12 protein-coding genes are annotated in these 13717 nt (G+C 73.6%); 9 read left to right on the top strand and 3 right to left on the bottom strand.

Going from position 1 to position 13717, the window contains the following annotated elements; translation table 11 throughout:
- Positions 1 to 55 precede the first annotated feature (55 nt).
- The 4 genes from PH191_RS02305 to PH191_RS02290 all read left to right on the top strand — a co-directional run bounded on the left by PH191_RS02305 (position 56) and on the right by PH191_RS02290 (position 3640).
- Positions 56 to 796 carry a DUF899 domain-containing protein gene (locus tag PH191_RS02305; RefSeq protein WP_274193013.1) on the top strand — a complete coding sequence of 247 codons (741 nt, stop codon included), beginning with the start codon at positions 56 to 58 and terminating at the stop codon, positions 794 to 796.
- A gap of 53 nt (positions 797 to 849) precedes the next feature.
- Positions 850 to 1722: a 13E12 repeat family protein gene (locus tag PH191_RS02300; RefSeq protein ID WP_274193012.1), complete on the top strand. Its 873-nt coding sequence runs from the start codon at positions 850 to 852 to the stop codon at positions 1720 to 1722.
- 333 nt (positions 1723 to 2055) lie between these two features.
- Positions 2056 to 2787 (top strand): HNH endonuclease signature motif containing protein, encoded by a 732-nt coding sequence (locus tag PH191_RS02295; RefSeq protein WP_274193011.1) that lies wholly within the window; start codon positions 2056 to 2058, stop codon positions 2785 to 2787.
- Positions 2788 to 3010: 223 nt separating this feature from the next.
- The gene (locus tag PH191_RS02290) at positions 3011 to 3640 is read left to right on the top strand and encodes a Maf family protein (protein WP_274193010.1); all 630 of its coding nucleotides are present in this window, start codon (positions 3011 to 3013) and stop codon (positions 3638 to 3640) included.
- Between the two features lie 12 nt (positions 3641 to 3652).
- Here PH191_RS02290 and PH191_RS02285 read toward each other — a convergent pair whose 3' ends face one another.
- A complete protein-coding gene (locus PH191_RS02285) occupies positions 3653 to 4393 on the bottom strand; it encodes a hypothetical protein (protein ID WP_274193009.1) in 741 nt (246 codons plus the stop codon).
- Between the two features lie 253 nt (positions 4394 to 4646).
- Between PH191_RS02285 and PH191_RS02280 the strand changes: the two genes are divergently transcribed.
- The 3 genes from PH191_RS02280 to PH191_RS02270 all read left to right on the top strand — a co-directional run bounded on the left by PH191_RS02280 (position 4647) and on the right by PH191_RS02270 (position 8599).
- Positions 4647 to 6461 carry an acetyl/propionyl/methylcrotonyl-CoA carboxylase subunit alpha gene (locus PH191_RS02280; protein WP_274193008.1) on the top strand — a complete coding sequence of 605 codons (1815 nt, stop codon included), beginning with the start codon at positions 4647 to 4649 and terminating at the stop codon, positions 6459 to 6461.
- A gap of 20 nt (positions 6462 to 6481) precedes the next feature.
- Positions 6482 to 6907: a DUF1707 SHOCT-like domain-containing protein gene (locus PH191_RS02275; RefSeq protein WP_274193007.1), complete on the top strand. Its 426-nt coding sequence runs from the start codon at positions 6482 to 6484 to the stop codon at positions 6905 to 6907.
- Between the two features lie 279 nt (positions 6908 to 7186).
- The gene (locus PH191_RS02270) at positions 7187 to 8599 is read left to right on the top strand and encodes an MDR family MFS transporter (RefSeq protein WP_420791737.1); all 1413 of its coding nucleotides are present in this window, start codon (positions 7187 to 7189) and stop codon (positions 8597 to 8599) included.
- A 6-nt stretch (positions 8600 to 8605) separates the two neighbouring features.
- On the opposite strand, the gene PH191_RS02265 is transcribed toward PH191_RS02270, so the two are convergent.
- Positions 8606 to 9067, bottom strand: coding sequence for an anthrone oxygenase family protein (locus PH191_RS02265; RefSeq protein ID WP_274193006.1), 462 nt, complete (start codon positions 9065 to 9067; stop codon positions 8606 to 8608).
- A gap of 142 nt (positions 9068 to 9209) precedes the next feature.
- Positions 9210 to 10937 carry a glycerol-3-phosphate dehydrogenase/oxidase gene (locus PH191_RS02260; RefSeq protein WP_274193657.1) on the bottom strand — a complete coding sequence of 576 codons (1728 nt, stop codon included), beginning with the start codon at positions 10935 to 10937 and terminating at the stop codon, positions 9210 to 9212.
- Between the two features lie 414 nt (positions 10938 to 11351).
- Between PH191_RS02260 and PH191_RS02255 the strand changes: the two genes are divergently transcribed.
- Entirely contained in the window at positions 11352 to 12074 is a 723-nt protein-coding gene (locus PH191_RS02255) for an MIP/aquaporin family protein (protein WP_274193005.1), read from the top strand.
- A 70-nt stretch (positions 12075 to 12144) separates the two neighbouring features.
- Complete coding sequence (glpK, locus tag PH191_RS02250; protein ID WP_274193004.1) at positions 12145 to 13647, top strand: glycerol kinase GlpK; 1503 nt, start codon at positions 12145 to 12147, stop codon at positions 13645 to 13647.
- The last annotated feature ends 70 nt before the right edge of the window (positions 13648 to 13717 follow it).

The raw sequence follows: 13717 nt of genomic DNA, 5'->3' as shown, positions 1-13717 counted from the left end.
AAGCCACCGCCCTACCGTGCTTGCTTCACGCAAGTCGACGGACGAGGTGAGGACGATGGCGTTACCGGACGTGGTCTCGCGGGAGGAGTGGCTGGTCGCGCGGCGGGCGCTCCTGGAGCGTGAGAAGGAGATGGCACGGGCACGGGACGTGCTCAACGCCGACCGGCGGCGGTTGCCGATGGTGCGGGTCGAGCCGGACTACCGCTTCACCGGTCCGGACGGCGAGGTCGGGCTGCTCGACCTGTTCGGCGGGCACCGGCAGCTCGTGCTGCAGCACTTCATGTTCGATCCGGCGTGGGACGTGCCCTGCCACAGCTGCAGCGCCATGGCCGCCGACAACGGCGAGGGCGTGCGGGAGCACCTCGCCCGGCGCGACACCGCCTTCGCCGCCGTGTCGCGGGCGCCGTTCCCGCGGTTGGAGGCTGTCGCCTCCGCCCGGGGCTGGACGTTCCCCTGGTACTCGTCGGCGGGCAGCAGCTTCAACCACGACTTCCACGTCACACTCGACGCCTCCGTCACGCCCGTGAGCTACAACTTCCGCGACGCCGACGAGCTCGCCGCGACCGGCTCCGACTGGATGCTCGACTACGTGGGCGAGCAGCCCGGCATCAGCGCGTTCCTGCGCGACGGCGACGACGTGTTCCACACCTACGCCACCTACGGCCGCGGGGTCGAGGCGATGATGCACGCCTACCACCTGCTCGACCTCACGGCGCTGGGCCGGCAGGAGGACTGGGAGGAGCCCACGGGACGGGCGCCGGTCGTGCACGAGGCGGACCCGGGGTTCCGGAGCTGATGGGCGTTCTTGAACGGCGCGTGGTTGTCGGGGGTGCGCGCTAGCCTCGGGTCATGTTCGAACAGGTGTTCGCATCGCTGCCGGAGGGGCTCGCCACGACCCCACCCGGCGCGACGTTGGGCGCCCTGTTGGAGCAGGTCGATCCGCGGGCCGTGTCGCCGCGCGACAGCGTGACGCTCGCGCTCGCCTGGCGCCGGCAGCTCTCGCACCACGAGGCCCGGTACGCCCGCGCCGCCCGCGAGGCGGCGCTCGCCGATCCCGATCTGCCGGGCGGGCGCCGCGAGGGCTACGGCGACTTCGGCGCCGACGAGCTGCGGGTCGCGCTCGTCGAGTCGCGCACCCGGGTGTCGAAGCTCCTGCACCAGGCCCGGACCGCGATCGAGGCGATCCCCCAGCTCTGGGCCGCCTGGGACGCCGGGCTGATCGACACCGACCGGGTGCGCCTCTGCGTCACCTGGACGTCCTCGCTCTCGGCGGAGCACGCCGCGAGCGTGGTGCGCCGGGTGCTGCCGGAGGCGCCGGCGCTGACGCTCGCGGGTCTGATCGAGCGCCTGCAGCAGCTGGCCACCGCGCTCGACCCCCTCTGGGCGGAGCGGCTCTACGAGAACTCCCGCCGCCAGCGGCGGGTGCGGGCGCGGCGTACCGGGTCGGGCACGGTCAACCTCTCGGGGCTCGACCTGCCGCTCGACGCCGGGGCGCTCTCCACCGCCCATGTCGAGGCGCTCGCCCTGCGTGCCAAGGCCCTGGGACACCCGGGGCTGATCGACACGATCCGCGCCGACATCTACCTCGCGCTGCTGAGTCCCCGGCCCGAGGGCTGGGACGACGACGCCCTCGTGGCCCATGTGGCGGCGAACGCCTGCCCAACCGATCCCCGCGGTCGCCGGACCCCGGTGCACGTCGGCGGGCCCCCGGCCGGCCGGTGAGCCAGCCGACGACCACGCCGAGGCCGGCCCCGGGGATGCGGAGCGGGCCACGCCGAGCCGGACGACCCCGAGCCGGACGACCCCGAGCCGGACGACCCCGAGCCGGACGACCCCGAGCCGGAGAGCGCCGAGCCGGAGGGCACCGACGACGAGCGCGATGCCCCCTCCCACGTCCGGGGCGGCGGCACCCGGCGGTCGCGCATCGAGCTCCGGGTCGGCCTGCTGACCCTGCTCGGCGCCGACGAGAAGCCCGGGTTCCTGCCCGGCTACGGGGTCGTCCACGCGCCGTTCGCGCGGAACTTCGCCCGCCAGCTGTGCGCGGCGGAGTGGCGGGTGGCGGTCACCGACGAGGAGGGCCGGCTGATCGCCGCGCTCCTCACCCGGCGCCGGCCCCCGGGGTACGCGACGACGCCCATCGACGTCCCGCCGGTCGTGCCGCATCCGGTCGTCGAGCTGCACGTCCGCGCGTCCGAGCTCGCCGTCCTGCGCCTCCGCGATCACCCGGCCTGGGTCCCGATGCTGACCGATCTCCAGGAGCAGCTCGGGGTGTGGCGGCCACCCGAGCCCCGCACGCCCGACGACGCGCAACGACGCGTCCCTCCCGCCGCGCTGGCCCGGTGGATCCAGATGCGGGACCGCACGTGCGTGTTCCCGCCCTGCCGGGCGTCGGCGCTGACCGCGGACATCGACCACACGGTCGCCGTCGTCCACGACGGGCCCACGGCGGGCCCGAACCTCGCCGCGGCGTGCCGGCACGATCACCGCGTCAAGCACGAGGGCGGCTGGCACCTCGCCCAGCCCGAGGCGGGGACGTTCGTCTGGACCAGCCCCACCGGCCACTCCTACGAGCGTTCGCCCCGCCCCGTCATCCCCGACGTCCCGGACCCCGCGCCGGGCCGGTACCGCTCGAGCACCGCCCCGGAAGGGCTGGCGTCGGACGAGCCGATCTGGACCGACGACCCCTACCCGACCGACGCCCCCACCAGCCGACCACCACCCGCTGGTCCACCGCCCGGGGGCCCGCCGCCCCGCGCCGCCCGCCTGCCCGACGAGCCGCCGTTCTGAGCCGACCCCCCGTCGTGATCGGGCCTGGACGTCGTCGACGTCTGCCCTTGGCGGTGCTCCGAGCGCCCGACTCACCTGTCGCTCCTCGTCGGGGTGGACCGGCTCCCGGCGCCGCCGGACGCCACTGCGGACCACACCGCGGACCGCACCGCGGACCGCACCACGACCCCACCGTGGACCGCACCGCAGCCGGCACCACGGGCGCGACGTAGGGTTCCGCGACGTGCGTCTGGTCCTCGCTTCCGCGTCCCCGGCCCGTCTGGCGATCCTGCGGGCGGCGGGTGTGGAACCCCTGGTCGAGGTGTCCGACGTCGACGAGGACGCGCTCCTCGCCGAGCTGGGGGCGGACGCCGAGCCGGTCGACACCGTCACCGCGCTGGCGCTCGCGAAAGCCCGCAGCGTGGCCGCGCGGATCGCCGCGACCGAGCGCGAGTGCATCGTCATCGGCGCCGACTCGATGCTGTTCCTCGAGGGCGAGCTCGTCGGCAAGCCGCGCGACGTCGACGCCGCCCGGGGGCGCTGGGACCAGATGGCCGGCCGCAGCGCCGAGCTGTTCACCGGGCACGCGCTGGTCGCGGTCGGCGGTGGCGAGCTCGGGCGCGAGGTCATCGGCCACGCCCGCACGGCCGTCGCCTTCGGGGTGCCGACCACCGGAGAGCTGGAGGCCTACCTCGCCACCGGCGAGCCGCTGGCCGTGGCGGGTGCGTTCACGCTCGACGGGCGCGGCGGCTGGTTCGTCGAGGGCGTCGAGGGCGACCCGTCGAACGTGGTCGGTCTGAGCCTGCCGCTGACCCGGCGCCTGCTCGCCGAGATCGGGATCGGCGTCGACGCCCTCTGGGCGCGCACCGGCTAGAGCACGGACCGGTCAGGGCGCGGGCACCGGCTCGTCGAGGCGCAGGGAGCGCACCACCTCGTCGGCGGCGTCACCCTCGGCGTCGATGTCCGGCGCCGGCCGCGCGACCGCCAGCACCGTCACGGTGCGGCCCGGTGCGGCGAGGGCGCTGACGCGCACCAGGGCGCCGTCGAGCGCGCCGCCCTCGACGCGGCGCACCGAGGTGCGGGTCGGCAGGTCCGCGATCGCCGCGTCGTTGTCGGTGAGGGCGCCGGTCTCGGCACCCGGTGCGAGCAGGTCGGCGTAGGCGTCGGCCAGCCGGCGCGCCTCGGCCGCGAGGGCGTCCTCCTGGGCGGGGTCGGGCCGCGCCGGGTCGGCGCGCGGCGGTACCCGCTCGGGGTCGGCGAGGCCGACGAGCACGACGGTGCCCGCGCCGCGGCGCAGGATCGTCGCGCCCTCGAAGCGCCCGGGCGGCACCTCGACGACGTCCTGGGTCGGCGCCACCCGCCAGCCGGGAAGGACGGCCAGGGTCGTCGCGGTGCCCGCGTCGGAGACACGTCCGGGCCCCGGACCCGCAACCGGCTCGGCGGGGGACTCAGAGGGCTCGGCAGGCTCCTCGGAACCGGTCGCCGCGGCCGGGGAGGGCGCGGGAGGCACGTCGCTCTCCGACGTCCCCGCCCCGTCCTCCGCGGCGAGGCGCGAGGCGATCGAGCGGTCGGCGCCGACGGCGCCCGCGATCACCGCGACGAGGCCCGCCAGGACCAGCACGGACACGCACGCGGCCACGGACCGCCACCACCAAGGCCTCATCGATCGCCGACGGTATCCGCGCAACCGGTGTGATCCGCACCCGGGCACCGGGAACACACGGTCACCCCGTGGTCACGCATGTGGTCATGACCACGCCCGGGAGGAACCACGGAGGCGACCGGAGTACGAGAGAGTGACCCCGGCGGACGCCCGTCCGGCCGCCCCTACACTGCCCCGACCGCCCCCGGCTCAGCGACGATCCCCAGGAGGTCTCCCGATGGCCGCGTCCGCCCCCTCGGGGTTCGACCCGCTGCACACCGTCCTCGTCGCCAACCGCGGCGAGATCGCGGTGCGGGTGGTGCGCGCGTGTGCCGACGCGGGCCTGGCCAGCGTGGCCGTCTACGCCGACCCGGACCGCGACGCCCCGCACGTGCGGATGGCCGATCAGGCGTTCGCGCTCGGTGGCGAGACCGCGGCGGACTCCTACCTGGACGTCGAGAAGCTGCTGAAGGCCGCGCGCGACTCGGGCGCGAACGCGGTGCACCCCGGCTACGGCTTCCTCTCCGAGAACGCCGACTTCGCGCAGGCGGTGATCGACGCCGGGCTGATCTGGGTCGGGCCCTCGCCGCAGGCCATCCGCGACCTGGGCGACAAGGTCACCGCCCGCAAGATCGCCGAGCGCTCGGGCGCACCGCTCGTGCCCGGCACGAAGGACCCGGTCGCCGACGCCGACGAGGTCATCGCGTTCGCCGACGAGCACGGGCTGCCGGTGGCCATCAAGGCCGCGTTCGGCGGCGGCGGGCGCGGCATGCGCGTGGCGCGCGAGCGCGAGGAGATCGCCGAGATGTTCGACGCCGCGGTGCGCGAGGCCGTCTCGGCGTTCGGGCGCGGCGAGTCGTTCGTCGAGCGCTACCTGGACCGCCCGCGCCACGTCGAGGCGCAGGTCCTCGCCGACCAGCACGGGCACTGCATCGTCGTGGGCACCCGCGACTGCTCGCTGCAGCGTCGTCACCAGAAGCTCGTGGAGGAGGGGCCGGCGCCGTTCCTGTCCGACGAGCAGCGCAAGCGCATCCACACCTCGGCGCGCGACATCTGCGTCGAGGCCGGCTACTCGGGCGCGGGCACCGTCGAGTTCCTCGTGGGCGAGGACGGCACGATCTCGTTCCTCGAGGTCAACACCCGCCTGCAGGTCGAGCACCCCGTCTCCGAGGAGACCAGCGGGATCGACCTGGTGCTCGAGCAGTTCCGGATCGCGGCGGGCCAGGAGCTCCGGTTCTCCGAGGACCCGACGCCGCGCGGGCACTCCATCGAGTTCCGGATCAACGGCGAGGACGCGGGGCGCGGCTTCCTGCCCGCGCCCGGCACCGTCACCCGCTTCGTCGCCCCCGACGGCCCCGGCGTCCGCGTCGACTCGGGCGTCGAGACCGGCACCGTGATCGGCGGGCAGTTCGACTCGATGGTCGGCAAGCTCATCGTCACCGGCGAGGACCGCGAGCAGGCCATCGCCCGCTCGCGCCGGGCCCTCGCCGAGCTCGTCGTGGAGGGCCTGCCGACGGTCATCCCGTTCCACCGCGTGGTCCTGGAGGATCCGGCGTTCACCGCGCCCGAGGGCGCCGAGTCGTTCGTGGTCCACACCCGGTGGATCGAGACCGAGTTCGACAACCAGATCGAGCCGTTCCAGGCCGCCGAGCCGGCCGAGGACGACGACGAGGAGGCCGCGCCGCGGCAGACGGTGGTCGTCGAGGTCGGCGGCAAGCGCCTCGAGGTCTCGCTCCCGGGCGACCTCGCGATCGGCGGCGGGGGCGGCGGCCGCGGCGCCGCGCCGAAGAAGAAGTCGCGCAAGCGCTCCGGCGGCGGCGCGAAGGTGTCCGGCGACGCGATCACCGCGCCGATGCAGGGCACCGTCGTCAAGGTCGCGGTCTCCGAGGGCGACACGGTCGCGGCCGGCGACCTCGTCGTGGTCGTCGAGGCCATGAAGATGGAGAACCCGGTCACCGCCCACAAGGACGGCGTCGTCACCGGCCTCACCCTCGAGGCCGGCGCCAGCGTCAACCAGGGTGCCGTGATCTGCGAGATCCCCGACGCCGGCTGAGCGCGGCGCATACTTGCTCCATGGCCGACGTCGGGGCGCACGAGCGGGAGCTCGCCATGGAGGCTCTCGACGCGCACCGGCGTGCCGGGCGCCTCGAGCGCGAGGAGCACGCCAACCGCTGCGCCGCGGCCTCGCGGGCCGGCTCGCGCTCCCAGCTCGACGCCCTGTTCCGGGACCTGCCGGAGCCGCACCCGGCGTACCCGTCCGGCGCCCCCGCCGCGCCGTCCCCGGTCCCGTCGGGCCCGCCCGCGGCCCCGGACCTGCCGGAGCTGGTGGCGCCGACCGGGGCCGCCGTCGCCCGGCACGCGGGCATGATCTCGATGCTGACGCCGGTCGCCGCCGCGCTCCTCTTCGCGGTGAGCGGCGGGCGGTTCCCGTGGGTCTTCCTCCTCGTCCCGATCGTCATCGCGGCCGTGGCCTTCGTCTCCCACCGCCACCAGCAGTAGGGCGTTCGCGCTCGGCGCAATCTCTCCCGGGCCCGGAACACGGACGCCTGACCAGGCGTTGATCCCGTCGTTCGCCGGGCGTGGCGTCGCTGCACGCCCGGCCGGCCCCCGTCCGTAAACCGCTCGCCTGTCGGGGGTCCGTGTGATGCTCTTCCAGACCGGCCGTGACCGCCACGGCCGTCGCCCTGAGGGGGAACGATGACCGGCCAGACCCCAGGCGGGTCCGACACCGCCGGACCCACCACCACGAGTGGGTCCGCGCGGCCGATGGTGATCATCATGACGCTCGTCGTCTCGGCGTTCGTGATGATCCTCAACGAGACCATCCTCAGCGTGGCGCTGCCGCACCTCACCGGTGACCTCGGCGTGTCGGCCACGACGGTGCAGTGGCTGACCAGCGGGTTCCTGCTCACGATGGGCGTGGTCATCCCGACCACCGGCTACATCCTGCAGCGGTTCACGCCGCGCCAGGTCTTCCTGGCCGCGATGACCCTGTTCAGCCTCGGCACGCTGATCTGTGCGCTGTCGCCCGGCTTCCCGCTGCTGCTCGCCGGCCGCATCGTGCAGGCCACCGGCACGGCGGTGATGATCCCGCTGCTCATGACCTCGGTCATGAAGCTGATCCCGGCCGACCGGCGCGGCGCGACGATGGGCACGATCTCGATCGTCATCGCCGTCGCGCCCGCGATCGGGCCGACCATCGGCGGGCTGATCCTCACCTCGCTCGACTGGCGCTGGATGTTCTGGAGCGTGCTGCCCCTCTCGGTGGCCGCGCTCGTCGTCGGCTTCGTGATCTTCAGGCTGTCCAGTGAGACCCGGTCGACGCCGCTCGACCTGCTCTCGGTGGCCCTCTCGGCGGTGGGCTTCGGCGGCATCGTCTACGGGTTCTCCACGCTCGGGCACGGCGGCGACGCCGCGCTCCCGCCGTGGGCCGCGCTGGTGATCGGCGTCGTCTCGCTGGTCGTGTTCATCGCGCGCCAGATGAAGCTCCAGCGCACCGAGTCGGCGCTGCTCGACCTGCGCCCGTTCGGCCACAAGCCGTTCGTCGTCGCGATCATCCTGTCGGCCCTGCTGTTCATGACCCTGCTGGGCGCGGGCGCGATCCTGCTGCCGATCTACCTGCAGAACGTGCTCGGGGCGAGCGCGGCCGTCACCGGCCTCGCCGTGCTGCCCGGTGGTCTGCTGCTCGGCTTCATGGGCCGTCCGGTCGGTCGGCTGTTCGACCGCGTCGGCGCCCGGCCGCTCGTGATCCCGGGCGCCATCGGGCTCGCGGTCTCGATGTGGCTCTTCGCCGCACTGGGTGCCTCGGCGTCCCTGTGGATGGTCATCGTGGTCCACCTGGTGCTCATGGCGTCGCTCGGCCTGATGATGACGCCGCTGCTCACCGAGGGGCTCTCGGTGCTCCCCGAGAACCTCTACTCGCACGGCAGCGCGATCCTCACGACGCTCCAGCAGGTCGCGGGCGCGGCGGGCACGGCCGGCTTCGTCACCATCGCGGCCATCGGGTCGACGGCGGCCACCGGATCGCCGGACGCGGCCGGCCTCCGGCTCGCGTTCATGGCCGCCGGGGTCATCGGGCTGATCGCCGTCGGCGTCTCGTTCATGGTGCGGCCGAAGTCGGAGCGCACCGAGGCCGACATCGAGAACGTCGGCACCGACGAGACCTCGCCGGCGCCGGTCGCGGGGCACTGAGCCCCGTCAGAGCAGGAGCGCCACCGCGCCGACGGTGGTGAACGCCGTGCGCACGAGGTGCGCGCGCACCCACGGACGCTCGAAGGCCTCGCGGGCCCGGACGATGTCGCCGGCATCGTCCGGGTCCGCACGATCGAGCGCGGTGTTGAGCGGGATGTTCACCGCCACCGTCGTGACGATCGACGCGACCTGCAGCACGGCGCCCACGAGGACGGCGAGCACCGGCGCGCCCGCCAGCAGGGCCAGCACCAGCGCCACGACCGCCACCCCGGGCGCGCCGAGGAACAGCACCACGAACGCCGGCCGGACGATCACGCGGTTGACCGTCTGCATCACCGACACGAGCACCCGATCGGGCAGGCGGGCCAGTGACGGCATGATCACCACGCTGAACGCGAGGTAGAAGCCCGCGAGCAGGGCGGACAGCACGCCCGCGAGCAGCGTCACGGCCGGGATCGCGATCGTCATACCGACAGCACAGCGCCCGGCACCGGCCGCAGCCAGTGCCGGGCGTCCGGCGTCCGTGCCCCTCCGTCCGGAGCGAGGGCGTCCTCGACTGCGCCGGACGCAGCGAGGGTGACCCTCGCTCCCCCCTCGGGAGGGTGCGCTCTCAGCCGGTGCCGAGCGCCGCGAGCCTCGGGGCCCGCGGGTCCGGTGCGGCGACGCGCAGCTTGTCGGCCTCGACGTCGGTGTCGACCGACTGCGAGTCGCGCTCGGCCTCCACACGCTCGATGTACGAACGCACCTCGAGGTCGCGCTGCTCGTCGGACCAGCCCAGCAGGGTCGCCATCTGCGCCCCGACGGCCTCGGCCGAGTCGACGCCGCGGTGGGCGTACTCGATCGAGATGCGGGTGCGGCGGGTGAGGACGTCGTCGAGGTGGATGGCGCCCTCGTAGGCGACCGCGTAGGCGATCTCCACGCGCAGGTAGTCCGACGAGGCCGGCACCGGCTCGAGCAGCGACGGGTCGTCGTCGCCCATGGCCAGCAGGCCGTGCAGCAGCGAGCCGTAGCGGTCGAGCAGGTGGCGCACGCGGTGCGGGTGCAGCCCGTGCTGCTTCCCGAGCTGCTCGGCCTGGTTGACCAGCGCGAAGTAGCCGTCCGCGCCGATGAGCGGCACGCGATCGGTGACCGAGGGCGCGACCCGGGTGGGGATGTCCTCGGCCGCGGCGTCGATCGCGTCGGCGGCCATCACGCGGTAGGTCGTGTACTTGCCGCCCGCGATCGCCACGAGACCGGGCATCACCCGGGAGACGGCGTGCTCGCGGGAGAGCTTCGAGGTCTCCTCGCTCTCCCCGGCCAGCAGCGGCCGCAGACCCGCGTAGACGCCCTCGATGTCGTCGTGCGACAGGGGCGTCACCAGCACGGAGTTGACGTGCTCGAGCAGGTAGTCGAGGTCCTTGCGCGTGGCCGCGGGGTGGGCCAGGTCGAGGTTCCAGTCGGTGTCGGTGGTGCCGACGATCCAGTGGTTGCGCCACGGGATGACGAACAGCACCGACTTCTCGGTGCGCAGGATCATGCCCGTGTCCGACGGGATCTTGTCGCGGGCGACGAGGAAGTGCACGCCCTTCGAGGCCTTGACCCGGAAGCGGCCGCGGGTGCCCGCGGCGTGCTGCATCTGGTCGGTCCACACGCCGGTGCAGTTGACCACCACCGACGCGCGGACGTCGGTCTCGCGCCCGGTCTCGACGTCCCGCACGCGGACGCCGGCGACCCGGTCGACCTCGTGGAGGAACTCGACGACCTGGGTGGAGGTGCGGACGACGGCGCCGTACTGGGCGGCCGTGCGGCCCACCATCATCGTGTGGCGGGCGTCGTCGGCCTGGGCGTCGAAGTAGCGGATCGCCCCCACCAGCGCGCTGCGCTTGAGCGCCGGCGCCATCCGCAGCGCCCCGGACCGGGTCAGCTGCTTCTGGTGCGGCAGCGAGCTCTTGCCGCCGATCGTGTCGTAGAGCGTGACGCCGGCCGTGACGTACGGGCGCTCCCAGTGCTTGGTCAGCGGGTACAGGAAGCTGACCGGCTTGATCAGGTGCGGGGCGAGGCGGGTCAGGCTCAGCTCACGCTCCCTCAGGGCCTCGCGCACCAGCCCGAAGTCCAGCTGCTCCAGGTAGCGCAGCCCGCCGTGGAAGAGCTTCGACGACCGGCTCGACGTGCCCGAGGCGAGGTCACGGGCCTCGACGAGGGCGACCTTCAGCCCGCGGGTCGCGGCGTCGAGCGCCGCCCCGGTACCTACCACACCGCCGCCGACCACGACGACGTCGAACTGCTCGGAGGCGAGGCGGTCCCACGACCGCGCCCGGTCCCCCGGCCCCAGACGGGCGGGCTCCGCCGCCGCGTCCAGCTCCTCGGCCGGCGCGGCCGTCCCGGCGTCCGGGCCGGCCGCGCTGCCGTCCTGCGTGCCTCGTCCAGCGTCCACGTCCGACCCCTCTCTGCCGATGCTGTCTCCGAGGTGGCACAGGGCCCGTCCGCGCGCCGCTGACGAGCCGCGGGCGCCGGCGCCCCCGAGGACGCTCTCGTGTTCCACGCTAACGCGCCGTCGCCACTGCAGCACCGTGCAGCCGGGCCAGCTCCCTGCTCCTTCCCCCACATGGAGTGCCCCGAGTCGGACCACGCCACCCTGAGATCGGCCGCAAGCGTTTACACGTGTGGAACACGCCACTAGCGTCCTGACGATCACGTCCGGCCTCGACTCCCACTGGGTCGGGTTTCGGACGCGGCATCAGGGGTAACGGGTCGCCGTCCGACAGGAGCCGTCGTGGGCGCTGGAAGCATCATTCTCTCGGAGTTCCTCGGCACCATGGTGCTGCTCCTCTTCGGGTGCGGCGTGGTGGCGAACGTCCTCCTCACCCGCACCAATGCCGACGGGGACACGGCATCCTGGGTGCTCATCACCTTCGGCTGGGGCTTCGGCGTCTTCGCCGGCGCCAGCATCGCCGACGCGTCCGGCGGCGCGATCAACCCCGCCGTCACCCTCGCGAGCGCCATCAACGGCGGCACGCCGTGGGCACAGGTGCCCTGGTACCTCATCGGCCAGTTCCTGGGTGCCTTCGTCGGCGCGACGCTCGCCTGGCTGGTCTACAAGCTGCAGTTCGACGCGAACGAGGACAACTCGGGCACGCTGAACATCTTCTCGACCAACCCGCCGATCAAGAAGCCGGTGTGGAACATGGTCACCGAGATCATCGCGACGTTCGCGCTGGTCCTCTTCCTGCTCGTCAACCCCTACGGCTCCAGCCCGGCGATCTACGGCGCCGCCGCCGCGGTCGTCATGGGTATCGGCCAGGCGCTCGGTGGGCCGACCGGCTACGCCATCAACCCGGCCCGTGACCTCGGGCCGCGCATCGCCTACGCCGTGCTGCCGATCCGCGGCAAGGGGCGCCCCGACTGGGGCTACTCGTGGGTCCCGGTGATCGGCCCGCTGATCGGCGCCGTGCTGGCCGCGCTCGTCGCGATCGTCGCCCCGGTCTCCGCGACCTGATCCCCGGCCGCCCCCGGACCCGCGGCGGCCCCTGCCTTCCGTCCGTCCCGACTCGCCAGGGAGCTCTCGCATGACCCAGTACGTCGCCGCGATCGACCAGGGCACGACGTCGACCCGATGCATGATCTTCGATCACTCGGGTCAGGTCGTCGCGGTCGATCAGCTCGAGCACCAGCAGATCTTCCCCAAGGCGGGGTGGGTGGAGCACGACGCCTCGGAGATCTGGACCAACACCCGCCAGGTCTGCGGTGGGGCCCTCGCCCGCGCCGACCTCGACGCGACCTCGATCGCCGCGGTCGGCATCACCAACCAGCGCGAGACCACGGTCATCTGGGACAAGTCGACCGGCGAGCCCATCCACAACGCCATCGTCTGGCAGGACACGCGCACACAGGCCATCTGCGAGGAGCTCGGCGCCCTCGGCGGCGGCGCCGAGCGCTACCGCGCGAAGACGGGTCTGCCCCTGGCCACCTACTTCGCGGGTCCGAAGGCGCGGTGGATCCTCGACAACGTCGACGGCGCCCGCGAGCGGGCCGAGCGCGGCGAGCTCGCGTTCGGGACGATGGACACCTGGGTGCTGTGGAACGCCACCGGCGGCACCGAGGGCGGGTTGCACGTCACCGACCCGACCAACGCGTCGCGCACGCTGCTGATGAACATCGACACCCTGGAGTGGGACCCGCAGCTCTGCGAGGAGATCGGGGTGCCGATGGCGATGCTCCCCGAGATCCGGTCCTCCTCGGAGAACTACGCCCCGATCCGGGCCCGCGGCACGTTCCGCGACGTCCCGGTCGCCGGCATCCTCGGCGACCAGCAGGCGGCGACGTTCGGGCAGGCCTGCCTGGCCGTCGGCGAGGCCAAGAACACCTACGGCACCGGCAACTTCGTGCTGCTCAACACCGGCACCGAGAAGGTCGAGTCGAAGAACGGCCTGCTGACCACCGTCTGCTACAAGATCGGCGACGCCCCGCAGGTCTACGCGCTCGAGGGTTCGATCGCCGTCACCGGCTCGCTGGTGCAGTGGATGCGCGACAACCTCGGGATCATCTCGTCGGCGCCGGAGATCGAGGAGCTCGCCAAGAGCGTCGACGACAACGGCGGGGCCTACTTCGTGCCGGCGTTCTCGGGCCTGTTCGCGCCGTACTGGCGCGCCGACGCCCGCGGCGCGATCGTCGGGCTCACCCGCTACGTCAACAAGGGCCACCTCGCCCGCGCGGTGCTCGAGGCGACGGCGTTCCAGACCCGCGAGGTCATCGACGCCATGAACGCCGACTCCGGCGTGCCCCTGACGACGCTCAAGGTCGACGGCGGCATGGTCGGCAACGAGGTCCTCATGCAGTTCCAGGCCGACCTGCTCGGCGTCGAGGTCATCCGGCCCCAGGTCGCCGAGACCACGGCCCTTGGTGCCGCCTACGCGGCCGGGCTCGCCGTCGGGTTCTGGGACTCCGAGCAGGACATCCGCGACAACTGGGCCCAGGACAAGGTCTGGAACCCGCAGATGGACCCGGCCCTGCGCGACGAGACCTACGCGCAGTGGAAGAAGGCGGTCACCCGCACCTTCGACTGGGTGTGACCGGCAGGTCGCCCGAGCGGCCGGTCCCGGCACGAGGGCGCCGACACGGGCACGCCGCGCCGGCGCCCGG

It is taken from the genome of Actinomycetospora callitridis (genome assembly GCF_028737265.1).
In the GTDB taxonomy this organism is placed as follows: domain Bacteria; phylum Actinomycetota; class Actinomycetes; order Mycobacteriales; family Pseudonocardiaceae; genus Actinomycetospora; species Actinomycetospora callitridis.
The sequence above is the reverse complement of the archived record's forward strand: the minus strand, read 5'-3'. Positions and strand labels throughout refer to the sequence as shown.

Coding starts and splice junctions, on each gene's coding strand:
- PH191_RS02305 (WP_274193013.1), top strand. CDS start 56: ATGGCGTTACCGGACGTGGTCTCGCGGGAGGAGTGGCTGGTCGCGCGG.
- PH191_RS02300 (WP_274193012.1), top strand. CDS start 850: ATGTTCGAACAGGTGTTCGCATCGCTGCCGGAGGGGCTCGCCACGACC.
- PH191_RS02280 (WP_274193008.1), top strand. CDS start 4,647: ATGGCCGCGTCCGCCCCCTCGGGGTTCGACCCGCTGCACACCGTCCTC.
- PH191_RS02275 (WP_274193007.1), top strand. CDS start 6,482: ATGGCCGACGTCGGGGCGCACGAGCGGGAGCTCGCCATGGAGGCTCTC.
- PH191_RS02270 (WP_420791737.1), top strand. CDS start 7,187: ATGACGCTCGTCGTCTCGGCGTTCGTGATGATCCTCAACGAGACCATC.
- PH191_RS02265 (WP_274193006.1), bottom strand. CDS start 9,067: ATGACGATCGCGATCCCGGCCGTGACGCTGCTCGCGGGCGTGCTGTCC.
- glpK (WP_274193004.1), top strand. CDS start 12,145: ATGACCCAGTACGTCGCCGCGATCGACCAGGGCACGACGTCGACCCGA.